General features: G+C 69.5%; 23 protein-coding genes. 15 read left to right on the forward strand and 8 right to left on the reverse strand.

The window, feature by feature from the left end; translation table 11 throughout:
• Nucleotides 1-174: 174 nt before the first annotated feature.
• Nucleotides 175-1,149, reverse strand: a complete 975-nt coding sequence (locus tag KIK05_RS44295; protein WP_214416937.1) for a LysR family transcriptional regulator — start codon at nucleotides 1,147-1,149, stop codon at nucleotides 175-177.
• Nucleotides 1,150-1,257: 108 nt separating this feature from the next.
• On the opposite strand from KIK05_RS44295, the gene KIK05_RS44300 reads away from it, so the two are divergent.
• On the forward strand, nucleotides 1,258-1,881 hold the full coding sequence (locus KIK05_RS44300) for a LysE family translocator (protein ID WP_214416938.1): 624 nt from the start codon (nucleotides 1,258-1,260) through the stop codon (nucleotides 1,879-1,881).
• Between the two features lie 107 nt (nucleotides 1,882-1,988).
• On the opposite strand, the gene KIK05_RS44305 is transcribed toward KIK05_RS44300, so the two are convergent.
• The 3 genes from KIK05_RS44305 to KIK05_RS44315 form a co-directional block, all read right to left on the reverse strand.
• Nucleotides 1,989-2,927, reverse strand: coding sequence for an RNA ligase family protein (locus KIK05_RS44305; RefSeq protein WP_214416939.1), 939 nt, complete (start codon nucleotides 2,925-2,927; stop codon nucleotides 1,989-1,991).
• A 36-nt stretch (nucleotides 2,928-2,963) separates the two neighbouring features.
• Entirely contained in the window at nucleotides 2,964-3,869 is a 906-nt protein-coding gene (locus tag KIK05_RS44310; protein WP_214416940.1) for a DUF6924 domain-containing protein, read from the reverse strand.
• 172 nt (nucleotides 3,870-4,041) lie between these two features.
• Entirely contained in the window at nucleotides 4,042-5,211 is a 1,170-nt protein-coding gene (locus KIK05_RS44315; protein WP_214416941.1) for an ROK family protein, read from the reverse strand.
• Nucleotides 5,212-5,412: 201 nt separating this feature from the next.
• Between KIK05_RS44315 and KIK05_RS44320 the strand changes: the two genes are divergently transcribed.
• Nucleotides 5,413-6,573: an epoxide hydrolase family protein gene (locus tag KIK05_RS44320; RefSeq protein WP_214416942.1), complete on the forward strand. Its 1,161-nt coding sequence runs from the start codon at nucleotides 5,413-5,415 to the stop codon at nucleotides 6,571-6,573.
• Between the two features lie 2 nt (nucleotides 6,574-6,575).
• Here KIK05_RS44320 and KIK05_RS44325 read toward each other — a convergent pair whose 3' ends face one another.
• Nucleotides 6,576-7,496: a MurR/RpiR family transcriptional regulator gene (locus tag KIK05_RS44325; RefSeq protein WP_214416943.1), complete on the reverse strand. Its 921-nt coding sequence runs from the start codon at nucleotides 7,494-7,496 to the stop codon at nucleotides 6,576-6,578.
• Between the two features lie 178 nt (nucleotides 7,497-7,674).
• Between KIK05_RS44325 and KIK05_RS44330 the strand changes: the two genes are divergently transcribed.
• From KIK05_RS44330 to KIK05_RS44365, 8 genes are all read left to right on the forward strand, one after another.
• Nucleotides 7,675-9,228: an ABC transporter substrate-binding protein gene (locus KIK05_RS44330; protein WP_250564482.1), complete on the forward strand. Its 1,554-nt coding sequence runs from the start codon at nucleotides 7,675-7,677 to the stop codon at nucleotides 9,226-9,228.
• 30 nt (nucleotides 9,229-9,258) lie between these two features.
• Nucleotides 9,259-10,230 carry an ABC transporter permease gene (locus KIK05_RS44335; RefSeq protein ID WP_250564483.1) on the forward strand — a complete coding sequence of 324 codons (972 nt, stop codon included), beginning with the start codon at nucleotides 9,259-9,261 and terminating at the stop codon, nucleotides 10,228-10,230.
• Nucleotides 10,227-11,093 (forward strand): ABC transporter permease, encoded by an 867-nt coding sequence (locus tag KIK05_RS44340; protein ID WP_214416944.1) that lies wholly within the window; start codon nucleotides 10,227-10,229, stop codon nucleotides 11,091-11,093. Before KIK05_RS44335 ends, KIK05_RS44340 begins: the two co-directional genes overlap by 4 nt.
• On the forward strand, nucleotides 11,090-11,908 hold the full coding sequence (murQ, locus tag KIK05_RS44345; RefSeq protein ID WP_214416945.1) for an N-acetylmuramic acid 6-phosphate etherase: 819 nt from the start codon (nucleotides 11,090-11,092) through the stop codon (nucleotides 11,906-11,908). The genes KIK05_RS44340 and murQ overlap by 4 nt, the downstream gene beginning before the upstream one ends.
• Nucleotides 11,909-11,993: 85 nt before the next feature.
• Nucleotides 11,994-13,676: an anhydro-N-acetylmuramic acid kinase gene (locus KIK05_RS44350; RefSeq protein WP_250564484.1), complete on the forward strand. Its 1,683-nt coding sequence runs from the start codon at nucleotides 11,994-11,996 to the stop codon at nucleotides 13,674-13,676.
• Nucleotides 13,673-14,821: a serine hydrolase domain-containing protein gene (locus KIK05_RS44355; RefSeq protein WP_214416947.1), complete on the forward strand. Its 1,149-nt coding sequence runs from the start codon at nucleotides 13,673-13,675 to the stop codon at nucleotides 14,819-14,821. The genes KIK05_RS44350 and KIK05_RS44355 overlap by 4 nt, the downstream gene beginning before the upstream one ends.
• Before the next feature lie 53 nt (nucleotides 14,822-14,874).
• Nucleotides 14,875-16,593 carry an ABC transporter ATP-binding protein gene (locus KIK05_RS44360; RefSeq protein WP_214416948.1) on the forward strand — a complete coding sequence of 573 codons (1,719 nt, stop codon included), beginning with the start codon at nucleotides 14,875-14,877 and terminating at the stop codon, nucleotides 16,591-16,593.
• A 147-nt stretch (nucleotides 16,594-16,740) separates the two neighbouring features.
• Complete coding sequence (locus KIK05_RS44365; RefSeq protein WP_214416949.1) at nucleotides 16,741-17,484, forward strand: VOC family protein; 744 nt, start codon at nucleotides 16,741-16,743, stop codon at nucleotides 17,482-17,484.
• Between the two features lie 144 nt (nucleotides 17,485-17,628).
• Here the strand turns inward: KIK05_RS44365 and KIK05_RS44370 are convergent, their stop codons facing one another.
• Nucleotides 17,629-17,982, reverse strand: coding sequence for a hypothetical protein (locus KIK05_RS44370; RefSeq protein ID WP_214416950.1), 354 nt, complete (start codon nucleotides 17,980-17,982; stop codon nucleotides 17,629-17,631).
• Nucleotides 17,983-18,117: 135 nt separating this feature from the next.
• On the opposite strand from KIK05_RS44370, the gene KIK05_RS44375 reads away from it, so the two are divergent.
• The 4 genes from KIK05_RS44375 to KIK05_RS44390 are packed head-to-tail and all read left to right on the forward strand — an operon-like array spanning nucleotide 18,118 to nucleotide 23,670.
• Nucleotides 18,118-19,218, forward strand: a complete 1,101-nt coding sequence (locus tag KIK05_RS44375; protein ID WP_308250406.1) for a tyrosine-type recombinase/integrase — start codon at nucleotides 18,118-18,120, stop codon at nucleotides 19,216-19,218.
• Nucleotides 19,215-19,550 carry a helix-turn-helix domain-containing protein gene (locus KIK05_RS44380; protein WP_214416951.1) on the forward strand — a complete coding sequence of 112 codons (336 nt, stop codon included), beginning with the start codon at nucleotides 19,215-19,217 and terminating at the stop codon, nucleotides 19,548-19,550. The genes KIK05_RS44375 and KIK05_RS44380 overlap by 4 nt, the downstream gene beginning before the upstream one ends.
• Nucleotides 19,551-19,588: 38 nt before the next feature.
• The gene (locus KIK05_RS44385; protein WP_214416952.1) at nucleotides 19,589-20,521 is read left to right on the forward strand and encodes a hypothetical protein; all 933 of its coding nucleotides are present in this window, start codon (nucleotides 19,589-19,591) and stop codon (nucleotides 20,519-20,521) included.
• A 38-nt stretch (nucleotides 20,522-20,559) separates the two neighbouring features.
• Nucleotides 20,560-23,670: a Tn3 family transposase gene (locus KIK05_RS44390; RefSeq protein ID WP_308250407.1), complete on the forward strand. Its 3,111-nt coding sequence runs from the start codon at nucleotides 20,560-20,562 to the stop codon at nucleotides 23,668-23,670.
• Between the two features lie 318 nt (nucleotides 23,671-23,988).
• Here KIK05_RS44390 and KIK05_RS44395 read toward each other — a convergent pair whose 3' ends face one another.
• Together KIK05_RS44395 and KIK05_RS44400 are read right to left on the reverse strand one after the other, a co-directional pair.
• Entirely contained in the window at nucleotides 23,989-24,918 is a 930-nt protein-coding gene (locus KIK05_RS44395; RefSeq protein WP_214416954.1) for a hypothetical protein, read from the reverse strand.
• Complete coding sequence (locus KIK05_RS44400) at nucleotides 24,915-25,298, reverse strand: PadR family transcriptional regulator (RefSeq protein ID WP_214416955.1); 384 nt, start codon at nucleotides 25,296-25,298, stop codon at nucleotides 24,915-24,917. The genes KIK05_RS44395 and KIK05_RS44400 overlap by 4 nt, the downstream gene beginning before the upstream one ends.
• 182 nt (nucleotides 25,299-25,480) lie before the next feature.
• Here KIK05_RS44400 and KIK05_RS44405 point away from each other — a divergent pair, with 182 nt between their 5' ends.
• The gene (locus KIK05_RS44405) at nucleotides 25,481-26,407 is read left to right on the forward strand and encodes a tyrosine-type recombinase/integrase (RefSeq protein WP_214416956.1); all 927 of its coding nucleotides are present in this window, start codon (nucleotides 25,481-25,483) and stop codon (nucleotides 26,405-26,407) included.
• Nucleotides 26,408-26,682: the final 275 nt, after the last annotated feature.

The raw sequence follows: 26,682 nt of genomic DNA on the forward strand, positions 1-26,682 counted from the left end.
TCCTCGTCCACGACGGCCGACGACACGTCCCGAGACAGCGCGCCGTCTGCAGCGGCCGCAGGCCACCACCCCGGGCTCCGGCTACGGCGGGGGCGACGCCGAGCCCGCTGCCGGCGTCGGTGGTCGGGGCGGAGCGGGCCGGCCAGGTGGTGCCGATTCAGAACCGCAGGGGTTTCAGGCTCCGTGCGGTGAGTTCGATGAGCGTCGTTGTTCTGGCAGGGGAGCCTCCCAGGTGGCGGTGATGTCGTGGGCGACATCATGTAGGAGGTCGATGAGCATGTCCGCGAGTGGTGTGAGGCTGGCGTCGGTTCTGGTCAGGGCGTAGAGCCGGCGGTAGGGCCTGGGGTGGGCCAGTTCGCGATGGGTGGTGCCAGGCGCGTGGGTCAGGGCCAGGCGCGAGACCAGGGCCACTGCGATGCCTGTGCCGACGAGGGCCTGGGCGACGTCGTAGGACCCGGTCTCGAACCGCACGGTGGGAGTGAAGCCGGCCTCGCGGGCAGCGTCGTGGAACTGTTCGCGGGCGGCATGGCCGGCCAGGATGGAAACCCATGATTCGTCGCGCAGTTGTTCCAGGTGAAGCTCGGTGTCCGCGGGCTGCCCGGTGGCCAGTGGGTGGTCATCGGGGAGAACCACGACCATCGGGTCCACCAGGAGCGGGTGGGCCCGTAGGTGTGGGGGCGGCGCGAGCGGTGTGCCCCAGGACGCGACGATGGCGAGGTCAAGGCGCCCCGCGCTGATCTCGTCCGCTCCGCGCCCGGACACCACGTCGACGACCGAGACGTCGGCGTTCGGATGGCGGTGCCGCAGGGCCGTCAGGGCAGGTGGCAGCAGGTGCAGGGCGGCCGCCTGGAACGTTCCGATGCGCAGACGGAGCGAGAGGTGGCCGAGCAGCGCGGCCAGTTGCGCCTCGGCCTTGTCCGATGCCTCCTCCACGGTTCGGCCATGGGAGGCGAGGAGCGCGCCGGCCGCGGTGAGCGTTGCTCCGCGAGGACCACGGATGACCAGGGGCACCTGCCAGTCGCGTTCGGCCTTGACCACCTGCTGTGTGACCGCCGCGGGTGTGAGTCGGAGCGCGTGAGCCGCCGCCGTCAAGGAGCCGTGGCGCTCGATCAACGCGAGAAGCCGCAGCTGTCCCGGATCCACCACCATTCAATAATCCTAACGCTGTCCCCTTCTCTTTTAACTTCTCTTACGAGTACGGGAGAGGAAGACTGGTGGGACACCATCGGCCGCAATCCCCGGAAGGGGCTCTTTCCCATGCCCACGCATGTGCCCGTTTTCATCGTCACCACCTTGCTGCTGGCGATGCTGCCAGGCGCGAGTCAGGCCCTGATGATCCGGCAGGTTCTGGAAGGCGGGCAACGCACAGTCCGAGGCACGCTCGCGGGCAACGCCACCGGCTTCCTGCTGTGGTCCACGGCCGCCGCGGCCGGACTGTCCGCCGTCCTGCTGGCCAGCCCCACCGCGTACGCGATGGTCCGGATCGCAGGCGGCATCGTGCTGGTGATCCTCGGGGTGAACACGCTGCGGACCGCGCTCACCACCGTCTCCACTCGCCCGCCCCGCCAGGGCGGGCGCCGCACCGGCTTCGCGGGCGGATATCTCACCGGCCTGATCACCAACCTCGGCAACCCCAAGGCGGGCGTGTTCGCCGTCTCGGTGCTGCCCCAGTTCGTGACCGCGAAAGGCCCGGTGTTCCTGTCGACCGTCGCATTGGGAGCCCTGTGGGCGCTCATCAGCGCCTCCTGGTACACGTTGCTCACCTGGGCCGTCAGCCGAGGACGTGCCCTGGTATCGCGGCCGACCGTCCTGCGGGGACTCCGCGTGACCACCGGCATCGTCCTGGTGGGGCTGGGCGCCGCGGTGGCGGCAGGCGCCTGAGGGCCAGGCCGGTGCTGGCGGGCCAGGCCGACATCGACCGGGCCGGCGTCCACGGCACGCCCATGGGCGGACGAGTGGCCCAGTAGATCGCCCCGGCGTAGCCGCTCTCACTCGTGGCACATCGCTCGGACGACCTCTCGCAGGTAGGCGTGCAGTTCGTCCTCATCGCCATCCCCGAGGGCCGCCATGGCGGCGGGGAAGGCGTCGGTCAGATCGACCATGACGTCGAGCACGACCTCGTCCATGAACTCGCTGAAGGACCCCGGTCCCGTCTTGGATCGCGCGCTGTCCAGCCGTGGTTTGTTCACCATGGTTCTGGCGAGCCGGCCTAAGTCGTAGGAGGAAAGCTGCGTGTGCCGGTTCCAGGGCCGGCTCTCGTCGAAGCGCTGCTCGTCGAACTCCTCGATCTTCATCTTGATGATCGGCCGATGTCCCGCCGGCGCGGAGATGTCAGGACGCATGACGATCCCTTCCGCGAAGTTGCCCGGGATGTCCGGCAGACCGTGCAGGCGTGGCACTCGGGTGGGGAACCGCAGCGGCAGGGCGTCCAACTCCTGCCTGGTGCCCCTGCCGAGCAGGGGCACGACGTCGAGTCCGGCGGACGCCGCCAGGGCAGCCACGTCGGCGTAGGGCAGCAAGAGGCCGGCGTCGTCCGGATGGTCGTGTCGGAGCACGTCGAAGAGCGCGAAGCGCAGGCCCGGGCTGTACCAGACCCCGGTCTGCACCGCGCTGACCCCGGGCACCGGCGCGACGTCGGCGTGTGGGTAGTGGCCGCCGTACAACTCTCCATAGACGCGCACGACCGCGCCGCCTGACGACAGTGCCGCCCTGGTCACCTGCTCCAGTTCGCCGCGCAGCAGTTGCCAGCCGAAGAACGCCTCCTCCCCGTGCAGCCACGCCTTGCGCTTACCGATGCGGAACTCCCGGCCGTCGTAGGCGATGACCAGCTGCGCTCCGTGGATCTTCTCAGTCGCGATCCAGTCGCCGTCGGCGGCGACGGCGGCACTCGACGCAAGGGGGATCTTGGGGAAGGGCACATGACGCATGGCGGAATTCTCGGTCTCCCCACTTCTGATGTCACCTCAGCCGCCTTCCCACCACGGGGTCGTGCCCTCCTCGGCGACGAACTCGTAGAAGTCCATGTTGGCGAGACTCAGGTTGCACTCCATCGGTCCGACCTGGGCGCAGGGAAGGACGGCGGGTTGCCCCGGGGTGTCGTAAAGGTCGACGACGGTCAGTGGCCGGTCGGGCTCGGCGAAGGTCCTCGCGTCGGCGAGCGCGACCAGCGTGGTGTGCTCTTCGGGCGGGACCAGCGCCGGGACCTGACCCGGTAGGAGGCCCTCGAAGGCCGGGTCGTCGACGACGAGCGCTGCCAAAGGGATGTTCTCCACGTCGCTCTCGCCGGGGTTCAGGCCTGCGCCGATCCAACCGTCCTCGCCGACTCCGCCCAGCTCGTCGATCAGGCCGCGCCAGCCCTCCTCGTCGTCGAAGGAGGTCCGGACCAGCAAGGCCGCGTCGGAAGAGGGTAGCGCCGGGAAGGACCGGCCGGGCGACGCCGTCGGCGCGGGGAAGGCCGGTCGGCCACCGTCCCCCTGGTATATGCCGCATATGTCCATGTCGCGTATCAGGTCGTCGAATGCGAGTGCGCCGTCCTGCAAGGCGGTCAGGATCTCGCCGAGCCGGACCGGTGGTACCCGGACGCCGCGCCCGGGTACCACCGCCAGGTCCACCAGCAACGGCGCGTCCCCGCCGTACACCACCAAACCGTCCGACAGGACGGCGACGGGCGGCACAGGGCCGCCGGTCGGGACGAGCGCCGGGATGTTGCCGCCGTGCAGGCCGTCCAGGCCGGGGTCCTCGATCGGGCACAGCCGCACGCCCCTGCCTCCGAGGACGAGGACCTCGCCTTCCCGGCGGCCTCCGATCTCGTCAAGCAGCTCGCCCCACCGTGCGGTGCCGTGCTCGTAGCACGTACAGACCAACAGCACTTCACCAGGCTCTGCCTGGGGAAGCTTGGGTAAGGACATGGCTCTCCTCCGTGTCGTCTCATCGTCAGCAGTCCCGATCATGGTGACTTCCTGCAGGACATCCTGGTTGATCACAGCCGTCTGCGCTCGTTTCCCCGCAGGTCGCCGACCGGGAGTAATCCGGCGCGCGACGCTATGCAGGAGAGCCGAGGGCCGCCCAGGCGGTGAGGCCCTCTTCGGTGAGGAAGTGGTCGAGCGCGGTCACCACCGCCCCGTACAGTGCCCCGTCGCGGCCAAGGGCGGCGGCGACGACGGGAGGTGGGTGCGGGCGGCGGAAGCGCATGAGGCCGTCGGCCAGGGCGGCGGCGAACTCCGGCTCGGCGGCGGCCCGGAGTGACTCCGCGAGGGCGCCCAGTGTGACGACGGCGGGGTCGAGGGCGTTGATCAGCCCGGCGAGGCCACGGGCCAGTCCGGTCGCGGTGTGGCCGACGGCCGCCCGGACGGCCGGATCCGCCGGGATGCGGGTGAGGGCCTGCTCCGCGTACGTGCGGGGGTCGCGGGGCGGGGGCTCGCCGAGATGGCGGGCGATGGCGCGGCCGTCGACCATGAGGTCCCAGCAGCCCCGCGCGCCGCAGGGGCAGCGCAGGCCGTGATCGCCGAATGGAAGGTGACCGAACTCCCCGCCGGCGCCTGTCGCGCCGTCCACCGGCCGGCCGTCGACGACCAGGGTGCCGCCGACGCCCACCTCCACGGTGATGTGCAGGACGGTCGTGGCTCCGGCGGCGGCGCCCTGCCGGGCCTCGGCGAGTCCCGCGAGGGTCGCGTCGTTGCCGATCAGCAGCGGCATGCGCGGATCGGCCGCCAGCGCTGTCAGATCCACCGCGTCCCAGCCGAGCGCGGAGGACTGGACGACGCTGCCGTGCCGCACGGTCGCGGCGATCGCCACGGAGACCGCCCGGACGCGTTCTCCGAGCCGGTGGTGGAGGCGACGCACCGCCTGGGCGACCGTGCCGACCACATGCGCGGGATCACGGCTTCGGTGAGTGCCGGTTTCCGCGATGCCGGGCCTCCCGTCGAGCGGCGCGACCGCGCACCGCCAGTCCTCCTGCCGCAGGTCCACGGCGATCACGACGGGACCGTCCGGATGAGGGGTGAGCACGGTCGTCCGACGCCCTCGGCTCGCCGTGGCGACAGGAGTCTCGGCGAGAAGGCACAGGTCGCGCAACCGGGCGGTGATCTCGGTGGCCGAGCCGGTGCTGAGACCGAGCCGGCGCGCAACGGCGGCCCTGGTCACGCCCGGCTCCCGGCGCATCTGGTCGAGCACCGCGAGCGCGCCGCGCCAGCGGACATCCCTGGCACGCACGGACCACGGTCGGCTTCCGGGGCTTGCCATGCGTAACCTCCCCTCCTTTATGCTCGTTGCACGAGTTTATTCAAAGGGGGCGCTGTGCGGAGGCGACGACCGGACCTCGGGACGATCGAATCGCTCCCCAGCAGGCGCTCCTCCCGGCCGCGCGGACGCCGAGCACATGTTCACCACCGACGCTCCGACGAGGAGGGCGGCATGACCGACGATGTGACCCCTTTCCATCTCGACGTCTCCGAGTCCGTACTGGACGACCTGCGGGAACGCCTGACGCGCACGCGGTGGCCGGAGGAGGAGACCGTCGAGGACTGGTCGCAGGGCGTCCCACTGGGCTACCTGCGCGAGCTGTGCCGGTACTGGGCCGAGGACTACGACTGGCGGGCCACCGAGCGACGCCTGAACGCCCTGCCGCAGTTCCGGACGTCCATCGACGGGCTTGGGATCCACTTCCTCCACGCCCGCTCGCCGCACGAGGACGCGCTGCCGCTCATCCTCACCCACGGCTGGCCGGGTTCTATCGTGGAGTTCCTCAAGGTCATCGGACCACTCACCGACCCGACGGCGTACGGCGGCGACGCCCGCGACGCGTTCCACGTCGTCTGCCCGTCGCTGCCCGGCTACGGATTCAGCGACAAACCGGCCCGCCGCGGCTGGGGCGTCGAACGGATCGCCGACGCCTGGATCCGGCTCATGGCGCGCCTGGGCTACGAGCGCTACGGTGCGCAGGGCGCCGACTGGGGCACCACCATCACCACCCTGATCGGCCGGAACGATCCGGGCCACGTGGCCGGCATCCACCTCACCCCGCCGCTCGCGGCCCCGGACCCGGCGACGTTCGGCGACCTCACCGGCGCGGAGCGGGCCGCCCTGTCCTCGCTGGAGGAGGCCCAGCGGTGGGAGGACGGGTACTCGCTGGAACAGTCCACCAGGCCGCAGACCATCGGATACGGGCTCGTCGACTCCCCATCGCTGCTGTGCGCCTGGATCATCGAGAAGTTCCGCTCCTGGACCGACTGCGACGGCCACCCCGAGAACGCGCTCACCCGCGACGAACTCCTCGACAACCTCATGTTCTACTGGCTGCCCGGGACCGGCGCGTCCGCCGCCCGCCTCTACTGGGAGAGCTTCAAACAGGTCCAGCGGCTCTTCACCGCCGAGACGACGGACCTGGTGACCGTCCCGACCGGATGCTCGATCTTCCCCAAGGAGAACCCCCGCCCCTCCCGGCGGTGGGCCGAGAAGCGCTTCACCGACATCCGCCACTGGAACGAGCCCGACAAGGGCGGTCACTTCGCCGCGTTCGAGCAACCCGAACTCTTCGTCGAGGAGCTTCGCGCCTTCTTTCGCCTCGTCCGCTGACCTCAGGGCGCGCCGGGTGGGCTCATCTGCGGGTCGCGGGTGTGGACCACGGTGTAGGTGCTGCGCAGCGCGTTCATCGATTCGTCGTAGGAGGCTTGGGCGACGGCGGTGAACAGGCAGTCGACGACCATGAGCTGGGCGATGCGGCTGCCGAACGCGCCGGAGCGGAACCGTGTCTCCCGTGCGGCGGTGGTCAGCACCACGTCGGCGGCGGCGGCCAGCGGGGATCGGGGGAAGTTGGTGATCGCGATGGTCGCCGCTCCCGCCTTGCGGGCGACGGTGAGGAAGTGCACGGTGTCGACGGTGGCGCCGCTGTGGGAGATGGCGACGGCGACGCAGTGCTCGTCCAGAGTGGCCGCCGACGTCCAGGCCGAGTGCGGGTCGGGCCAGTTGATCACGGTGCTGCCGATGCGGGTCAGCTTCTGCTGCAGGTCCAGCCCGACCAGTGAGCCGGCGCCGGCCCCGAAGCTGTCGACCCGCCGGGCGGCGCGCACCAGGGCGACCGCCCGGCCGAGTGCGTGGGTGTCCAGCGTGCGCGCGGTGTCGGCGATGGACAGCTTCTCGTTCATCGCCACCTTCGCCACGATCTCCTCCAGGGTGTCGTTGCGGTCGATGTCCCCGGACATCTCCGTCAGGTCGGAGGTCGCAATCTCCTCCCGGGTCACCTCCCGGGTCAGGTCGATCTGGAAGTCCTTGTAGTGCGCGTAGCCCATGCGCTTGTAGAAGCGCACCACCGAGGTGGTGGAGGTGTCGCACACGGCCGCGACCTGCGCGATCGACAGGTTGGCCGCCTGGGCGGGCGAATCGAGGAAGGTCTGCGCGATCCGCTTCTCCGCCGGTCGTAACCAGGGCATCGCCGAACGTATGCGGATGAGCACCGTCCCCGCCTCCGCACCGGACACGTCGGCCCCGCCTCCGCTCATATCTACTCCTCAGCTCGTGCAGCTCGTGCGCCGTGCGGGACCCCGCCTAGGTAATGAAAGTACACAAAACCGAGTAACAGGTGTACTTTTATGCCCACTTTGGATCCCGGTGCTTCCTGGGGACCGCGCGACTTCGCGCGCCGGCAGCGCAGCACCGAAGTCGCTCGAGGGAGACCTTATGTGGCGCACATCGCGCTCGATTCCCGGCGTCGTCTCGGCCATGGGCCTGACCGCCTGCCTCACCCTCGCCGGATGCTCGGCCGCGCCGCAACCAGCCAAGCCCGCGGCCGGCGGCGCAGGCGGCGGCACCCTGGTCGTCGGCGTGACCTCCGACCCCGACACGCTGTTCCCCTGGAAGGCCACCCAGTTCCAGGCGGTCAACGTGCTGCAGAACATCTACGGCACCCTCACCGAGTTCGACAAGGACCTCACCGTCGTCCCCGGGCTCGCCACCTCGTGGAAGACCGCCAAGGACGGCCGGACCCTCACCTTCACCCTGCGCGACGGCGTGAAGTTCGCCGACGGCAGCGCCTTCGACTCCAAGGACGTCAAGTTCTCCCTCGACAAGATCAAGGATGAGGCCACCGCCGCCGTGGCCAGCGCCTCGCTGGCGTCGGTGAAGTCGGTCGACGCGCCCGACTCCCACACCGTCGTCCTGCACCTCACCACGCCCGACGCCGCGCTGCCGGCCAACCTCGCCACGGTCAACATGGCCATGCTCTCCTCCGACGACACCGAGGCCGCCCTCAACACCAAGCCCAACGGCACCGGGCCGTTCACCCTCAAGACCCGCGTCCCCAGCCAGTCGCTCACCCTGGCCAGGAACGACACCTACTGGGGCTCCGAGAAGCCGAGCCTCGCCGCCGTGGAGTTCCGGGTGATCCCCGACGAGTCCTCCATCGTCTCGGCCATGCAGTCGGGCAACGTGCAACTCGCCGTCTTCGACGACTCCCTGGTCGCCAGGACCGCGGAGTCCGGCGGTCTCGCCGTCGCCAAGACCCCGCAGCTCAGCTACCACGTCCTGCAGCTGAACGGACGCCACGGCGACCTGGCCGACCTCAACGTCCGCCTGGCCGTCCAGTGCGCCGTCGACCGCAAGCAGGTGCTGGACACCGCCGCCCTGGGCGAGGGCACCGTCACCGGCCCGATCACCGCCCCGGCCTTCAAATCCGACCCCGCCCGGCGGCCCTGCCCCACCCGCGACCTGGCCAAAGCCGCCCAATACCTGGCCAAGGCCGGCAAGAGCAGCGGCGTGACGATCAAGACGATCGTCTCCCAGGGCGAATACGCGACCTCCGTCAACGAGGCGCAGAACCTCAAGGCGCAACTCGCCGAAGCCAAGATCAACCTCGCTCTGGAGGTGCTGGAGTCCGGCGCGTTCGTCGACCGGTGGATCGCCGGGGACTTCGACGCCGCCGTCGCCCTCAACGGCGGCCGCCCCGACCCCGACGGCATGTACAGCCGTTACTTCACCAGCACCGGCAACCTCAACAAGGTCGCCGGCTACAGCTCCCCCGAGCTCGACCGGCTCTTCGCCGCCGGCAAGGCCACGACCGACCAGGCCCAGCGCAAGACGATCTACGACAAGGTGTCGGCGCAACTGGAGGACAATGCGCCGTGGATCTGGCTGTTCACCGGCTACACCTACACCGCCACCACCACCGGCGTCCACGGCTTCACGCCCATGGCCAACGGCTCCCTGCAGTACCTGCGCACCACGACCGTCAACTAGCCCCCCTTACGGGCCGGTGAGGAACCAGACATGCTGCAGACAATCCTCCACAACCGCCTCGCGCGGCGCGTGGTGAGCATCGCCGGCACGCTCCTCGGAGTGGCCGTCGTGGTGTTCGTCATGCTCCGCGCCATCCCCGGCAACCAGATCACCGCCAACCTGGGCACCGAGGCGGCCGCGCTCACCCCCGCCCAGCAAGAAGCCCTCCAGCGCTACTACGGGCTCGACCAGCCGCTGTTCACCCAGTTCTTCTCCTGGCTGGGCAACCTCGCCACCGGCAACCTCGGCTACTCGGCCCGCGCCCAGCAAAGCGTGCTCGACCTCACCCTGCGCTCGCTGCCCGTCACCTTCGAACTGGCCATGCTGTCGATCATCCTGGCCCTGCTGATCGGCGTCCCGCTCGGCACGCTGGCGGCGTCCAGACGCGACTCCGCCCGCGACGCCCTCGGCCAGCTGGTCAGTCTCGCCGGCCTGTCCATTCCCGCCTTCCTGCTCGCCACCGCCCTGCTGTCGGTCGCCGCCTCCTCCCTCGGGTTCAACCCCAACGGCCAGGGGTTCGCCCCCCTCACCCAGGATCCGCTGCTCAACCTGGAACAGATGCTCATGCCCGCGCTCGTGCTCGGCTTCGGCATCGCGGCCCCCATCCTCCGCACCACCCGGACCGCCATCCTGGAGGTCCGGTCGGAGGACTTCGTCCGCACCGCCCGCGCCAAAGGCGTCCCGCCTCGCCGCCTGCAGGTGCGGCACGTGCTCGGCAACGCCCTGGTGCCCATCGTCACCATGACCGGCCTGCAGTTCGGCTACCTGCTCGGCGGCGCCGTCGTCGTCGAGCAGATCTTCTCCATCCCCGGTATCGGCCGGCAGGTGCTGCTCGGCATCCAGCAGAAGGAGTACGCGGTCGTGCAGAGCACCGTCTTGGTGATCGCGCTGGCGTTCGTGATCGTCAACGTGGTGACCGACGCCCTCTACCGGGTGATCGACCCCCGGGTGCGCGCCTCATGAACACCGCCCCGCACGGCCCAGCCGCCTCCAACCGCCTGCGGGTGCTGCTCGGCAGCCGCACCGGCCTGATCGGCCTGCTCATCGTGGCGGCGCTGACGCTGCTCTCCTTGGCGTCATTCCTCCACCTGCTTCCCTACGACCCGATCGCGCAGAACCCTCCCGCGCGGCTGCTCGCCCCCTCCGGGCGGCACCTGCTCGGCACCGACCAGTTCGGCCGCGACGTGTTCTCCCGCGTCGCCGCCGGCGTGGCGAGCTCGGCGCTCATCTCGGTCGTCGCCGTGGCCTTCGCCGCCGTGGCCGGCACCCTGTGCGGGCTGGTGGCGGGCTTCTACCGGGGCGTCGCCGACGGCGTCGTCGGCGCGGTGACCAACGTGCTGTTCGCCTTCCCGCCGCTGCTGCTGGCCCTGTCGCTGGTGTCGGTGTTCGACCGCGACTGGTTCACCGTCGCCCTGGCCATCGCGATCGTCTATGTGCCCATCTTCATCCGCGTCACTCGCGGCCCCGTCCTGTCGCTGCGCGAGATCGAGTACGTCAGGGCCGCCACCAGCACCGGCCAGACCCGCATGTCGATCATGTTCCGGCACGTGCTGCCGAACATCACCTCGATCATCGTCATCCAGGTGGCGCTGTCGCTGTCGTGGGCGGTCCTCACCGAGGCCTCGCTCAGCTTCCTCGGCCTGGGCACGCCACCGCCCGCCCCCTCACTCGGCTCCATGATCTTCGAAGCCCGCACCCTCATCCAGATCGCCCCGTGGACCCTGATCGCCCCGGGCGTCGTCGTCGTGCTGTTCGTCGTGGGGCTCAACCTGCTCGGCGACGGGCTGCGCGACAGTCTCGATCCCAGAAACCGAGGCACGCGTTGACCGCCGACCCCCGCGACCCCGCCGGACTCGGCGACCTCACCACCGAGACCGCCGACCCCCGTTACGCCCACATCGACACCATGACGGTGGCCGAGCTGGCCGCCACCATGAACGCCGCCGACGCCGGCGTCCCCGCCGCCGTCGGCCGCGCGCTGCCGGAGATCTCCAGCGCCCTCGAGGCCACCGCCGAACGCATGAAAGCCGGCGGCCGCCTGGTCTACGTCGGCGCGGGCACCCCCGGACGGCTCGGCGTGCTCGACGCCTCCGAGTGCCCGCCCACCTACGGCACCCCACCCGGACAGGTCTTCGCGATCGTCGCGGGCGGCCCGGAAGCGATCGCCTCCTCCTCGGAGGGGGCCGAGGACGACGCCGACGCCGCCGTCGCCGCGATCGACGCCGCCGCCATCGGCCCGCTGGACACCGTGGTCGGCATCACCTCCAGCGGCCGGACCCCCTTCGTGCTGTCGGCGATCCGCCGCGCCCGCCGCCGCGGCGCCCTCACCGTGGGCCTGTCGTGCAACGCCGGCACCCCGCTCAGCCGCGCCGCCGACCACGCCATCGAGGTGCTGGTCGGCCCCGAAGTGGTCAGCGGCAGCACCCGCCTCAAGGCCGGCACCGCCCAGAAAATGGTGCTCAACATGTTCTCGACCGTCGTCATGGTGCAACTGGGCAAGACATACGGCAACCTGATGGTGGACGTCAAAGCCGGCAACCAGAAGCTGCGCGAACGGGCGATCCGCATCATGCGCGCCATCACCGGCGCCGGCCGTGAGGAAGCCATCACGGCCCTGGGCAGCAACTCAGACTCGGCCTGAGCCCGCAGGACGCCGTGGCCCGCCTGGCCGCGAACGGCGGCGAACTGCGGGCAGCACTCGGAGAGCGATCATGAGAATCCTCGGCATGATTTCCGGAACCTCCCACGACGGCATCGACGTGGCGCTGGTCGACTTCGCCCCGACCGGTGACACTCTCACCGGGGTCGTCGAACACACCGCGACCACCCCCTACCCGCCCGCGCTGCGCGCCCGCCTGGTCAAAGCGCTTCCCCCCGCGGCCACCACCCTCGCCGAAGTGTGCGAACTGGACACCCTCATCGGCCAGAGCTTCGCCCAGGCCGCCGCCACGGCGATCCAGCAGGCCGGCCCGGTCGACCTGATCGTCTCCCACGGCCAGACCGTCTACCACTGGGTCGAAGGCGCCCACGCCCTGGGCACCCTGCAGATCGGCCAGCCCGCCTGGATCGCCGAACGCACCCGGACCCCCGTGCTGTCCGACGTCCGCATCCGCGACATCACCGCCGGCGGGCACGGCGCCCCGCTGGTCAGCCTGCTCGACGCCCTCCTGCTCGCCGCCCACCCCAGCACCGCCGCCGCGCTCAACCTCGGCGGGATCTCCAACATGACCGTCGTACGCGGCCCGGACGACCTGGTCGCCTACGACATCGGCCCCGCCGGCGCGCTCGTCGACGCCGTCGTCACCAGCCGCGGCCTCAACCCCCGCGGATTCGACGAGGACGGCCGCATCGCCGCCGCCGGCACCCTCGACCAGCGCCTCCTGGACGTGCTGCTCGACGACCCCTACTACCGGCTGCCCGCCCCCAAGAGCACCGGCAAAGAACATTTCAACCTCGCCTACCTCGACGACGTCATCGCCAAGGCCGGCCTGCGGCCCGGCGACGCCGACCTCGTCGCCACCCTCACCGAACTCACCGTGCGAACCGTCGCACGCGAGGTCACCGCCGCCGGCGCCGACCTGCTCGTCGCCTCCGGCGGCGGATCCCGCAACCCTGTGCTCATGGACGGCCTGCGCCGCGCCCTGCCGGGCGTCACCGTCACCTTCTCCGACGCCTACGGCGCACCCGCCGACGACAAGGAGGCGATCGCCTTCGCCCTCATCGGCTGGCACACCATGCACGGCCTGCCCGGCGCCGTACCCGCCGGCACCGGCGCCCGCGCTCCACGCATGCTCGGCACCCTCACCCCCGGCGGGGGGCCGCTCACCCTGCCGGCCGCGCGCACCGAACCGCCCCGCGCCCTCACCCTCACCCGGCGCCGGCCGGAAGGGCACGACATAACCCTGCGGCCGGCGACCCTCGCCGACCTGGACGGTGTCGTCGAGGTCTTCCTGGCCTGCTGGCATCGCAGCTACACGGGTGTCATGCCCGCTTCACTGGTGGCCGCCATGACCCCGGGGCGGGCTCGGGAACTGTGGGCACGCGTGCTCGCCGAGAGCGGCCCGTCCGAGATCGTCGCCGTCCGTTCCGGGGGAGACGCCCCCTCCGTTCTCGGCATCACACGGTACGGCCTGGACGAACACGGCGACGGCACCGTGTACTCGCTGTACGTGCACCCCGACGCCCAGGGGGGCGGCCTGGGCGCCCGGCTGCTGCGCGGCGCCCAGGACGCCCTCGCCACCGCCGGCGCCTCGCGGGCCTCGCTGTGGGTGTTCGCCGACAACGCCCCCTCGATCGGCTTCTACCGCAGCCAGGGCTGGGCACCCGACGGGACCACCCGCGTCCAGGCAGAGTTCGGTGAGCCCGAACTGCGCCTGGTGAAGACCCTCCACCCCGGCCGGCGCACGTGAACCCCTTCGACTCAGCGGCCCGGCGCCTGGTCAGCGGCGCACCGCCCGGTTCCCCGCCCCAGGTGCGCCCGCCGGCCGGCGTCGTCCTGGCCGCGCGCACCCCCTGGTTCGACCTGGCCGGCTGCGCCGGGCACCGCACCGTGCGCCGGCAGGACGGCCAGAGGGTGGGCGTCGATCGCATGACGCTCGGCACCCACCACGACCTCGCCTCCGTCACCAAGATCATCGCCACCACGACGGCGTTGATGCGCCTGGTCTCCGACGGGCTCGTCGACCTGGACACGCGGGTACACCGGCACCTGCCCCGCTTCGCCGGCCACGGACGCGACGACGTCACCGTCCGTGACCTGCTGCTGCACCGTGCAGGACTGTGGGAATGGCACCCGCTCTACATCGCCGCCGACGACCCCGAGGCGGCCCACCGCTTCGCCGAGGAACTCCCACCCCGCTACCGGCCCCGCACCGAGCGCCACTACTCCGACCTCGGCTTCATCCTCCTGGGCCGCGTCATCGCCACCGCCTGCGGCGTCGAACTCGACCAGGCGATCGCCGAACTGGTCACCATCCCCTTCGGCCTCCACGCGACCCGGTACGCCGCCCCCGCCGGGGACGACGTCGCCACCGGCGCCTTCGACGACCGCATCGAGATGACCATGCTGGACACGGGGCACCCGTATCCCGTCCCCCACCGCAGCGCCGACTTCACCCGCTGGCGCCGCCACTCCGTACACGGGCAGGTCGCCGACGGCAACGCCTTCCACGCCCTCGGCGGGACCAGCGGCCACGCCGGACTGTTCTCCACCGTCCCCGACCTGCTGCGATACGCCGAAACGCTGTCCCGCTACCGCGAACACGACCAGCTGGTACGACCGGAGATCGCCGAGGAGTTCTTCGCAGCCGGCCCCGACGACCAGCAGGCCCTCGGGTTCCGCCGCTACCCCCTGCGGGTCGCCGGCCGGACCCTCACCGTGCTCGGCCATCCCGGCTACGTCGGATGCGCCGTCGGCTTCGTCCCCGGACACGGCATCGCCCTCGCCCTGGCCGCGAACCGTCTCCTGGTGGACGGCGACCCCGTCCCCGGCGACGCGCTCTGGCAGGAACTGCTGACGGTCACCGCCGCCCACATCCGCCACACCCGAGGGTGACCCCGCCCCAGCCCCCGCCCCGCCGGGCCGTATCCGAGACCACCGAGGTGACCATGACCAGCCCCAGTCCCCTTCTGGCCATCCGCAACCTGTCGGTGACGTTCCGCGCCGGCGGCCGGGACGTCGCCGCCGTCAAAGACGTCTCGCTGGACATCCTGCCCGGCCAGACCGTGGCCGTCGTCGGCGAATCCGGCTCCGGCAAATCCACCACCGCCGCCGCGGTCAACCGGCTCCTGCCCGACAACGGCCGCATCACCGGCGGCGAGGTGCTCTTCGACGGGCGCGACCTCGTCAAGGCCCGCGAGCGGGAGATGCTCGCCATCCGGGGCGCCGGCATCGGCCTGGTCCCCCAGGACCCCATGTCCAACCTGAACCCGCTCATGCGCATCGGCGACCAGATCGCCGAAGCCCTGGAAGTGCACGGCCGCGTCACCGGCAAGCACGCCCGCGCCCGTGTGACCGAGCTGCTGGAAATGGTCGGCATCCCCGACCCCGCCCGGCGCGCCGAGCAGTACCCCCACGAGTTCTCCGGGGGCATGCGCCAGCGCGCCCTCATCGCCATGGGCCTGGCCTGCCGTCCCAAACTGCTCATCGCCGACGAACCGACCTCCGCCCTCGACGTCACCGTGCAACGGCGCATTCTCGACCAGCTCGAACGTCTCACCACCGAGATGGGCACGGCCGTCCTCCTCATCACCCACGACCTCGCCCTGGCCGCCGAACGCGCCGACACGGTCGTGGTCATGTACCGAGGCGAGATCGTCGAGACCGGCGACGCCGCCGAACTGCTCACCCGGCCGCGGCACGAATACACCCGGCGTCTGCTCGACGCCGTACCCAGCCTGACCTCCAGCACCCTGGTCGCCCCGCCCGACCCCGCCCCCTCCCCCGCCGGCGGCACCCCGGAACCGGCGACCGGCCCTGCCGGCGGCCCGATGTCCGCACGCGACCGCACCGAACCGAACCCACCCGCCACCGGCCGGGCCCTGGTCGACGTCCGGGACCTGCGGAAAGTCTTCACCCTGCGCGCCGCCCGCACCGGTGCCGCCACACGATTCACCGCCGTCGACGGCATCGCCTTCACCATCCCGCGGGGCCGCACCGTCTCCATCGTCGGCGAATCCGGCTCCGGCAAGTCCACCACGGCCAACCTGCTGCTCGGCCTGGACGACGCCACCTCCGGACACATCCTGTTCGACGGCACCGACCTGGCCTCCCTCGGCCGGCGCGAACTGTTCGCCTTCCGCCGCCGCGTCCAGCCGGTCTTCCAGAATCCCTACGCCTCACTCGATCCCCGCTACACCGTCGAGGAATCCATCACCGAGCCGCTGCGCGTGCACCGCGTCGGGACCAAGGCCGAGCGCAGGCAGATGTGCGCCCGCCTGCTCGACCAGGTGTCACTGCCTTCCACCACCGCCGGACGGCTGCCACACGAGTTGTCCGGCGGGCAACGCCAGCGCGTCGCCATCGCCAGAGCCCTCGCCCTATCCCCCGAACTCGTCGTGCTGGACGAGGCCGTCTCAGCGCTCGACGTGCTCGTCCAGGCGCAGATCCTGGAACTGCTCGCCGAACTCCAGCGGGAACTCGGCCTCAGCTACCTGTTCATCAGCCACGACCTCGCCGTCGTCCACATGATCTCCCACCATGTTCACGTCATGCGACACGGGAAGATCGTGGAAAGCGGTACCCCCCGGCAGATCTTCGACCACCCCCAGGACCCGTACACCCGCGAACTCCTCGCCGCCATCCCCGGCGCCCGGCGCGCCGCATGAACACCACCGCACCGAGGACCGGCCGTGCCAGTGCTCGTCACCGCCTCCGCCCCCGTCCGAGGCCGCTCGATGAAGCCCTCCACCTGCGAGTTGAGCGGGAGGTGCGTGGTTCGTCCAGGTTGATCGGTTGGGCATAGGCTAGGCGGCATGGCGCTACGGCTCGTTCAGGTGAATTTCAAGGCCCGGGATGACTCGGCGCTCGGCCGGTTCTGGGCCGAGGCACTCGGCTGGGGTGTCTCCAGCGAGGGACCCGGTGTGACCAATGTCGAACCCGTGGGCTTCGTCTGGCCGGATCCCGCCGCCGTCTGCGTCGACATCGTCACCGTCCCGGACCCGGAAACGGTGAAGTACCGTGTGCACCTCGATCTCGCGACCACCTCCGCGGCCCATCAGGCGGAGTTGGTCGAGCGCCTGAAGGGGCTCGGCGCGACCCCCGCCGATGTGGGCCAGGGCGACGTCCCGTGGACGGTTCTGGCCGACCCGGAGGGCAACGTGTTCTGCGTGCTGGAGCCCCGGGAGATCTACCGGGATACCGGGCCGATCGCCGCGGTGGTGGTCGACTGCGCCGACCCGCGGGCCATGGCCCGGTTCTGGGGCGAGGCGACGGACTGGACCGTGCACGAGGTGACCGACGATCACGCGCGGCTGCGCTCCGCCAAGGGTGTCGGGCCGTATCTCGAGTTCCTCCGCACAACGCCCGGCGTGAACACCGTATGGAACCGTGTCCATCTCGACCTGCTGCCGTACGGCGGTGACGATCAGGCGGCGGAGGTGGCCCGCTTGCAGACCCTCGGCGCGACGCTCGCCGACGTCGGCCAGGGCGACGTCTCGTGGGTCGTCCTCGCCGACCCCGAGGGCAACGAGTTCTGCGTCCTCGCCGCCCCGCGCTGACGCGGAGCCTCCGCCGCCTGAGCGCGAAACGAAGATCACATACCTAGCGCCAATTTCTGCACTCAGACTCCAACTAGTCGCTATTGCAGCTGGTGGAATCTCCGATCACCTGACACGTCGCCTGCCGCCCGGCTGGGATTGCGATCAGGGAGTGGAAGCCGCCTCGCGTTCGGCGAGGTACTCGTCGAGGAGGTTGAACAGGGTGTCGATGACAAGTTCTTCCTGATCGGCGGAGAGCTCCCAGTGGTCCCAGGTGGCGAGAGCGATGTGGCGCACCTGTCCTGACCAGTGGTGACTGCAGGTCTCACCACGGCGGGCGATGAGCCATTCTGTCCATCCCTGCAGGCCGGGTCCACCGTGGCGCTTGGCGTGCTGGTCATAGCCTTCAAGGAAGGCCTCCAGGCCTGCCAGTCGACCGCCGATGACGAACATCCCTGGGCGGCGTCTGATGGTGGCGAAGTACTCGCGCTCGCTCATCTGGGTCAGGGGCGTGGTCATGATCGATGTTCTCACCTGCGTACTTGCCAGGCGATTACTTCTGATGAAAGATTCCTTCGTTTGATGTAACCGGACGGAGGGTGACGAAGCGTGAGCCGGGACGGAGCAGTACCGGGATCGGCGAGCTTGCAGCTTGTGGCTGGAACGGTGCTGCTGCGCCCGCAAGAGCAGGTGGCCGACGCCATGCTGGGCGGGTGGCGCAACCAGCAGCTGGCGCGCAACCTCGCCTTCTCCACGATCGAGGGACGGCTGAACGCGGTGAGAGCTTTCAGCCGTCATGCCGACGCTCATCCATGGGAGTGGACGCCGAAAATGGTCGACGACTGGCTCGGTGACCTGCGCGCGGTCCGTCATCTGAAGCAGTCGACCCTACGCAATTACGCTGAGGCTATTCGGTCGTTCTGCGCCTTCATCACCGACGCGGCCTATGGGTGGGCCGCCGAATGTGAGCGCCGGTTCGGCACGCACCCCATCCAGGTCTGCCACGAGTGGAACACCGCCACCCATCTGCAGGAGTCCGAAGCCGATCCGGCCAAGCGGGCGTTCACCCGCGAGGAACTGCAAGTTTTCTTCGACCATGCCGACGAGCAAGTCGAGCGGATCAGCGGAGCCGGCCGCAAAGGCTGGCTGCCTGCCTTCCGAGACGCCACCTTGTTCAAGACCGCCTACGCCTACGGGCTGCGCCGGCGCGAGACGCGGATGCTCGACCTGGTCGACTTCGGCCCCAATCCTCACGCTCGCATGTTCGGCGATTTCGGGGTCTGTTACGTCCGCTTCGGCAAGGCCATGAAGGGCTCTCCACCCAAGCGCCGCAGCGTGCTGACCGTCGGCCCGCGCGACGGTGTCGGCGGCCTGGACTGGATCGTGGAGATCCTCTCCCAGTGGATCGAAGAGGTCCGCCCGGCCTTCGCCCACGCACATGGGCTCGCACTCTGGCCCTCCGAACGCAGCCTGCGCATCGGGTTCTCCCAGATGAACACCCGCTTCGCCACCTACCGTGACGCGCTGGGACTCGATCAAGGCCTGGACTTTCATTCCTTCCGCCGCTCCTACGTCACCCACCTGATCGAGGACGGCTGGGATCCCCGCTTCGTCCAGGAGCAGGTCGGCCATGAACACGCCTCCACCACCTCGATCTACACCTGCGTCTCCTCCGACTTCCGCACCCGCACTCTGCGCAAGGCGATGGAGAGCACGGTCGACGCGGCCCTGCGCACCGGAAGGAAGAACCGATGAAACGCCAGGTCAGCTACCAATGGCGGCTGCGCGAGGTCATGGCCGCCCACGGGATGTTCAACGCCACCGATCTCGCCCAGCCGCTGGCCGACCGAAGCATCACCCTGTCGTCGGTGCAGATCTGGCGCCTGGTCACCCAAAGCCCCGAACGCCTGTCGCTCCCGGTCCTGGCAGCACTCTGTGACATCTTCGACTGCACCCCGGCCGACCTCATCGCCACCAGAGCCGAGGACGCTAGGCCACGCCGCACCGCCACCGGTGAAGGCGGAGGCCCAGTGACCGATCTGGCGGCCATCCGGCCCAAGCGCGCCCGAATCCGGCCCCAGGAATGAGCAGATCCCGTGCACAAGAGAACTACGAGCGGTGGCACATGGGCGAGTGCGTCCGTTGCGGCCGGCGGGCGTCCAAGGCCGCCACTTGGGAAGGGCTGATCTGCCGGACCTGCTGCGAGAAGGCGGCGCGCACCTACGGCATCTGCCCCGGCTGCGGCGCCGACCGGCTGCTGCCGGGCCGCCGCGACGGCATACCGACCTGCCGGGATTGCTCAGGCATCACCCGCGACTTCCGCTGCGCTCGTTGCGGCATTGAAGCCCACCTTCTCGGCGGCCGCCTCTGCGAACGCTGCACCCTGCATGACCGGCTCGACACACTCCTCGAGGACGGCACCGGACGCGTCAGCCCCGCACTCATCCCGCTGCATCACCTACTCACCGACATGCCGCGGGCGAAGAGCGGGCTGGCCTGGCTCAGAAGCACGAAGGTCCAGAACCTGCTGACCGCATTGGCGACCGGAGTCATGCCGCTCTGCCACCAGGCGTTCCACGAACATCCCGATTGGCGCACCGCGGCGCATCTGCGTGACCTGCTGATGTCCTGCCGTCTGCTTCCGACAGTCGACAAACACCTGCTGCACGTCGAAAGCTGGCTGCAACGGCGCCTGGCCGAACTCGCCGGTCACGAGCACCTACCGATCCTGCAGCGGTCTGCGACCTGGCACCAGCTAGCCAGACTCCGAGAACGAGCCGCCCGCCACCCGCTGACCGCGAGCACCGTTCCCCTGGCGACGCACGAGTTCAACCGAGCCCATGAATTCCTCCTCTGGCTCGCACGGCGCCAGTGCCCGCTGGACCGGTTGAGCCAAGTGGACGTCGACCTCTGGCACGCCACTCACAAACCTCACGAGCATCGTTCCCTGCGCGCGTTTCTCACCTGGGCGATACGCACCGGACGCGCGCCTCGAGCGGGTGCCACCGGAATACGGCAGAAACGGGCCTCGGGCTTGATCACCGGTCGTAGGATCTGATGGTTCGCGCTGATTGGTGACGGTTTCCGGGGGTTCGGGTGGCGTCGATCGATCGGACGGCCTATCCGAGGTTCGCGCGGGCGGTGTCTGCTCGGGAGTTGGCGGAGGTGTTCACGCCGTCGCTGGCTGAGGTGGAGTGGGCGCGTGGCAAGACGCAGGACGATCAGCATCTGCTGGCGCTGCTGGTGTGGTTGAAGGTCTACCAGCGGCTGGGATACTTCCCGAAGCTCGTAGACGTTCCCGGGGTGGTGGCCGAGCACATCCGCGGCGTGACCGGATTGGCAGACCAAGTCGTGCTGACCGATGCCGCGGAGCGCTCGGCCAAGCGGCATCGGAGCTTCGTACGCCAGCGCATGGGCGTGGTGTACGACGCGGCCGGGGTGCGGGCGGTGGCGGCCGAGGCGATCCGCAAGGCGGTGCAGGCGAAGGACAACCCGGCCGATTTGATCAACGTGGCGTTGGAGGAGCTGGTCCGGGCGCAGTGTGAGCTGCCCGGTTACACGACGTTGGACGAGCTGACCAAGAAGATCCGTACCGAGGTCAATCGCGGCTTCTTCACGCTCGTGGCGGGCCGGGTTGATGCGGTCTCTCGTGCCAGGCTGGCCCGACTGCTGGTGGTCGATCCGGTCACCCGGCGCAGCGAGTACGACGGGCTGAAGGACGTGGCGCAGGCCGCGTCCCTGGGCAAGTTCAAGGCACGCCTGGCGTTCTTGCAGAACCTGGACGCGCTCGGGCCGACGGAGAAGTGGCTGGAGGCGATCCCGCCGGGGAAGATCGCGCATTTCGCGGGCGAAGCGCGGGTGACCGACGTCGCCGACCTGCGCAAGGTACTGGATGAAGACAAGCGGCTCACCCTGATCGTCAGCCTGCTGCACACGGTACGGACCGGAGTCCGCGACGACGTGGTGACGATGTTCTGCAAGCGGATGGCCGCGATCCACAAGAAGGGCCGCGAGCAGCTGGAGACGCTGCGGGAGATGCACCGAGCCGAGTCCGAACGACTCTTGGGCGTGTTCGGCGACGTCCTGGACGGCGTCCGCGAGGCCATGGCCCCCAGGGCCGGGCAGAGCAGTGAGGATGGCGCCGACGCCGCGGCGAGCACACCGGACAGCGGCGATGACCCGGAGGCGGTGACCGAGCGGGCGGGCCGGCTGGTGCTCAAGGCCCTCGACCAGGCCGGAGGTCTGGAGGCGCTCGCGGCCGCGCACGAGGCGGTCTCAGCCCATCACGGCAACAACTACCTGCCGCTGCTGGACCAGCACTACCGCTCGCACCGCTCAGCGTTGTTCACCCTGGTGGAGTCGATCGACCTGGAGTCGACCAACGCCGAACGCAGCGTTCTGGACGCGGTGGAGTACGTGATGGCCCAGCGCGGCGCCCGTTCCGCCTTCGTCCCCGAACGCCTCACCGTGCAGCGGCAAAGCCTCGATGGTGCCCCGGTGACCGTGACACTGTCGGTGGCCGTCGACGCGTTCGTCTCGGCGATGTGGCGGAAGATCCTCAAGGATCCGGCCCGGCCGGGCATGCTGGTGCGCCGGCATCTGGAGGTGTGCGTGTTCTCCTACCTCGCCGCCGAGCTGCGATCAGGCGATATCGCGGTGGCCGGGTCGGACTCCTACGCCAACCTGCACGACCAGCTCATGTCCTGGGAGGAGTGCGCGCCACTGGTCGAAGAGTTCTGCACCGAGGCCGGGCTGCCGACCGAGGCCCGCGAGCTGACCGGCCACTACAAGAAGCTCCTGGCCGACACCGCGGCGAGCGTTGACACCGGCTACCCGGGCAACACCGACCTCGTTCTGGAGGGCGGCCGGCCCGTCCTGCGCCGCCGCAAAGGTGCCGAGCGGAGCGCGGAGGCGCTCAAGCTGGAGGAGGCGGTGCATGATCGGCTGCCGCAGCGCGACCTGCTGGACATCCTCACCCGCACCGCCTACCGGCTGGGATGGCACCATCACTTCGGGCCTGCCTCCGGCTCCGACCCGAAGATCAAGGAAGCGCTCGGCCGGTATGTGCTCACGGTGTTCACCTACGGCACCCTGCTCGGTCCGGCCCAGGTCGCCGCGCACATGCGGGGCAAGGTCAGCCCGGCTGAGCTTGCCCTGGCCGCGAACAAGCACGCCACCTGCGAGAAGATCGCCAAAGCATCCACCACGGTGATCAACGCGTTCAACCAGCTCGACATCGCCTCGGTGTGGGGTGACGGCAAGACCGTGGCCGCGGACGGCTCCCAAGTCGAGACGTGGGAGAACAACCTGCTCGCCGAGTCCCACATCCGGTACGGAGGCTACGGAGGTCTGGCGTACCGGCACATCTCGAACACCTACGTCGCCTTGTTCAGCCACTTCATACCCTGTGGGGTGTGGGAGGCGGTCTACATCATCGAGGGCCTGCTGAAGAACGCCTCGGAGATCCAGCCGGACACCATCCATGCAGACACGCAAGGCCAGTCGTTGCCGGTCTTCGGCCTGGCCGCGCTCCTGGGGTTCGATCTGCTGCCCCGCATCCGCAACTGGCACGACCTGATCTTCTACCGGCCCGCCGCCGAGACCCGCTATGAGCACATCGACTCGCTGTTCGGCGACGAGGCGATCGACTGGCGGCTGATCGAAACTCACTGGAGCGACCTGCTGCGCACCGCGATCTCCATCCGCCAGAATCGGATCTCCTCGGTCACCCTGCTGCGCAGGCTCGGCAACAACTCCCGCAAGAACCGCCTCTACCGGGCCTTTCGAGAACTCGGCCGCGCGGTGCGCACCGTCACGCTGCTGCGCTATCTGTCGGATCCAGACCTGCGTGAGCAGATCACCCAGGTCACCAACCGCAACGAGGCCTTCCACGGCTTCGCCGACTGGCTCATGTTCGGCGGCAAGCTGATCGGCCACAACGACCCCGACTATCACGAGAAGATCATCAAGTTCAACGAGCTGCTCGCCAACTGTGTGATCTACTCCACCGCTTGCGACATCACCGACGCTGCCAACGCCATCGCAGCCGAAGGCCGCCCCGTCGACCCTGACGACCTGGCTACCGTCTCGCCCTACATCACCCACGTCATCCGCCGGTTCGGCAACTGGATCCTCAACCTCACCCCGCCGGCGATGGAGCCCACTACCCACCTCGACCTCGAATCCCGCGTCCTGTTCGCTCCATGAGGTTGCGAGATAACAACTTCTTGGGCCGCTACGCCTCCCCTCGCGCTGGCATAGACATGGGTCTGCGGCCCTGCCACGAGTCGGCCGATCCTACGCTGCTGCGTGCCCGGCTCCCGGCCGCTGCTCCGGGAAGTGTGTCCGGGCAGCGCCTACGTCACTGGCGACCTGCGCCGCCAGCCCGACCCCTTCGACCCACTGCCGAACTTCAGGCCGTCGATCCGACTACCTGAATCTCAGGCGTGCAGTGAAGGGGGCCGGAGGCCGGGGGGACAGAGTCTGGATGTTCAGGTCCATCCCGCAATCCCTACGTACCGCTCGTTAGACGTTTGCCGGACTTGAGGCGGTGGTGCCGGTTCTGGCCAGCCACGCCGTGACAGCCAACACCGCCACCGAGAGCGCAGCCACCACCGGAAGGTTCGCCGGATCCTCTACCCAGCGCAGCCAGCCGAGGGTGACGCTCATGAGCGGCGACACGATGAACACGGCCCGCCGCCCTACAGGGGAGCGCACTGCCACTACCGCCGCCACCGCGAACACGAGAAGGGGGAGGTAGCCCGCCCATGGCAAGGGAATCTGAGTACTCGCCACGACGCCCGCGAGCATAACGGCCGTCCATCCGACCAGCCGCCGGGCACCCAAAGGCGCAGGACCGGATGATGGAGTGAACGTAAGCATCACGGCGGTCAGGCAGGCGGGCAAGACGAACCGCACCACGCTTTCGAATCCCGACCCAACGAGGAGCACACCGTCCCACATCACGTAGATGGGAGAAAGGCCAAGATCGGGCGGGCTGGCGACGAGCCCGGCGTACAGCACGGTCCAGCCCCATGCCACGGCGGCCGCGACCATTCGCGAGTTCCGCCATGCCAGGAAGGCGATGACTCCGTAAGGCAGGGCGATAGCGAGTGTTTTTAGCGCCATCCCGGGGCCCATTTCCGCGTTTCGCAGCGCATGTCCGGCGTAGGCGGCGGCTCGGCCGAGCTCGGTGATGAGCAGCCAGATCGGTGCGAGGAGCGCCGCGAGGTTGAAGGCGGCATGCCAGTGCCGGCGGGAGACGGGCCCCACGGCACGGCGCAACCGGATGGCGAAGGCTCCTTGCAGCAGGTCGAACATCTCGCGGATGCTTGGCCGGTCGCGGCCGGTCGCGGCTGCCGCGAGGAGCACCGCGACCATTTCCTCCTCATGCAACGCGCGGTGTTCCCTCGGATACCACGCCAGCAACCGCCGGTAACGATCCTCTAAGTTCACGTGGCGCTCCCGAAGGATGTGGCGAGGCCTGCTTCCCAACGAGGCGGCGCCGGTTTCATGCTGAACGCCGGGCGTAGTCCGCCGCGCAGACGAGAGGCGGCAGTGTCGGCGTTGCGACGCAGGTGCCCGGCTTCGACGGCCAGCCGGGCTTCACCCTCGGAGGTGAGACGGTAGTAACGCCGCGCGCGGCCGTCGACGACTTCCTCGCGGTCGGTCTCGACCAGCCCCTCTCCCTGCAGACGGTCGAGCGCGGCGTACAGCGTGCCGGCTTGCAGCCGTATCCGCTCACCCGAGATCTGCACAACGTCCGTGATGATGCCGTAGCCGTGCTGAGGCCCGGCCGCGAGCGCCGTAAGGATCAGGAACGTCGGTTCCTGCATAGATCTTCGACTCATACGATCTATATATAGAGATAAATTGACTGAGTCGCAAGTCATGCCTGGAAGCCACTTCCGGAATGACTCAATTCCGGAAGTAGACTCCGGGAGTGCCTTCCGGAAACACAACGCCAGAGATCTCCCAGGGCCCCGGAACAGCTTCTGGAAACACAAGCCGGTCGCGAGTGGTCGCGCTCCCCGGCCGCTACGCGGCGATCCTCACCGACTATGCCGCCGCGCTCGAGCGATCACCGCTGGCCGACTCCAGCAAGACCAAGTACCAATCGCGGCTGCGCGGCTACCTCGCCTGGCTAGCCGACCAAGCCGAAGCCGGCGCGCTCGACGGCGACCCGCTTACCAACCCCATCGCCGCCACCGGCGCCGTGCGCGACTTCCGCCGCCACCTGAAGAACGGCCGCCGCGCCCCCAACACCATCGACACCTACCTGTCGGCCATCGACGACTTCTACACCCGCCGCGGCCTCGGCAAACCCCAGGCCCGGCGCGAACGCGACTCCCGCCGTACCGCGCCCCGCGCGCTCGACACCCGCCGCGCCCGCCGGTTCGTCCGCCACGTCCAGCTCACCGCTGGCCCGCGCGACAAGGCCATCGCACTGCTGCCCTACTTCGCCGGGCTGCGCATCTCCGAAGTCGTCGGCCTCGACCTGGCCGACGTCCGTCTGTCGGCCCGCAAGGGCGAGCTACGCGTCCGTGGCAAGGGGCGCGACGGCGGCAAGATCCGCCACCTGCCCGTCCACCCTGACCTGCGCCAGGCCCTCACCGACTGGCTCCAGGCGCGCGCCACCTGGAAAGGCGCCGACACCACTGCAGTGTTCCTCAACCAGCGCGGCGGCCGCCTGACCGACCGCGCCGCCCGCGACATCATCACCGGCCTCGGCGAAGCCTGCGGCATCCACGACGACCCCACCGAACCCTTCGGCCCCCACGTCCTACGCCACACCTTCGCCACCCAGCTCATCCGCGATGGCAAAGACCCCATCCTGGTCGCCGAACTCCTCGGCCACGGCTCCCTCGACACCACCCGCCGCTACGCCCTACCCACCGAGGCCGACAAAGCTTTCGCTCTGGACGCCCTCATCACCGATCACTAACAGGCGAAGAAGTCACAGGTCGCTACCGCCAATTTCTGCACTCAGCCTCGAAGGCCGTACGGGCCGCCCGACGGCCGCCGAGACCGCCGCTAACCAGCAACTTCCTCAGCACGCGGCCCGTTTCTGCCGTATTCCGGTGGCACCCGCTGATCTCTCAGAGTTCACGCGAACTGAAGGTTCATCAGGCCGAACCGAGAGGTCTTCACGCATCATGGATGGTTTCAGCCCTTGGGTTCGGCTGAATGCGCGGGGTCTTGTTCCTCTGCGCGCGTGGT

This window comes from Sphaerisporangium fuscum (assembly GCF_018531465.1).
Lineage (GTDB): Bacteria > Actinomycetota > Actinomycetes > Streptosporangiales > Streptosporangiaceae > Sphaerisporangium > Sphaerisporangium fuscum.

Excerpts from the sequence above, each read along its gene's own strand:
- KIK05_RS44330 (WP_250564482.1), top strand. The coding sequence starts at position 7,675 with ATGTGGCGCACATCGCGCTCGATTCCCGGCGTCGTCTCGGCCATGGGC.
- KIK05_RS44320 (WP_214416942.1), top strand. The coding sequence starts at position 5,413 with ATGACCGACGATGTGACCCCTTTCCATCTCGACGTCTCCGAGTCCGTA.
- KIK05_RS44295 (WP_214416937.1), bottom strand. The coding sequence starts at position 1,149 with ATGGTGGTGGATCCGGGACAGCTGCGGCTTCTCGCGTTGATCGAGCGC.
- KIK05_RS44370 (WP_214416950.1), bottom strand. The coding sequence starts at position 17,982 with ATGACCACGCCCCTGACCCAGATGAGCGAGCGCGAGTACTTCGCCACC.
- KIK05_RS44400 (WP_214416955.1), bottom strand. The coding sequence starts at position 25,298 with ATGCAGGAACCGACGTTCCTGATCCTTACGGCGCTCGCGGCCGGGCCT.
- KIK05_RS44305 (WP_214416939.1), bottom strand. The coding sequence starts at position 2,927 with ATGCGTCATGTGCCCTTCCCCAAGATCCCCCTTGCGTCGAGTGCCGCC.
- KIK05_RS44360 (WP_214416948.1), top strand. The coding sequence starts at position 14,875 with ATGACCAGCCCCAGTCCCCTTCTGGCCATCCGCAACCTGTCGGTGACG.
- KIK05_RS44380 (WP_214416951.1), top strand. The coding sequence starts at position 19,215 with ATGAAACGCCAGGTCAGCTACCAATGGCGGCTGCGCGAGGTCATGGCC.
- KIK05_RS44300 (WP_214416938.1), top strand. The coding sequence starts at position 1,258 with ATGCCCACGCATGTGCCCGTTTTCATCGTCACCACCTTGCTGCTGGCG.
- KIK05_RS44350 (WP_250564484.1), top strand. The coding sequence starts at position 11,994 with ATGATTTCCGGAACCTCCCACGACGGCATCGACGTGGCGCTGGTCGAC.
- KIK05_RS44385 (WP_214416952.1), top strand. The coding sequence starts at position 19,589 with ATGGGCGAGTGCGTCCGTTGCGGCCGGCGGGCGTCCAAGGCCGCCACT.
- KIK05_RS44335 (WP_250564483.1), top strand. The coding sequence starts at position 9,259 with ATGCTGCAGACAATCCTCCACAACCGCCTCGCGCGGCGCGTGGTGAGC.
- KIK05_RS44325 (WP_214416943.1), bottom strand. The coding sequence starts at position 7,496 with ATGAGCGGAGGCGGGGCCGACGTGTCCGGTGCGGAGGCGGGGACGGTG.
- KIK05_RS44340 (WP_214416944.1), top strand. The coding sequence starts at position 10,227 with ATGAACACCGCCCCGCACGGCCCAGCCGCCTCCAACCGCCTGCGGGTG.
- KIK05_RS44365 (WP_214416949.1), top strand. The coding sequence starts at position 16,741 with ATGGCGCTACGGCTCGTTCAGGTGAATTTCAAGGCCCGGGATGACTCG.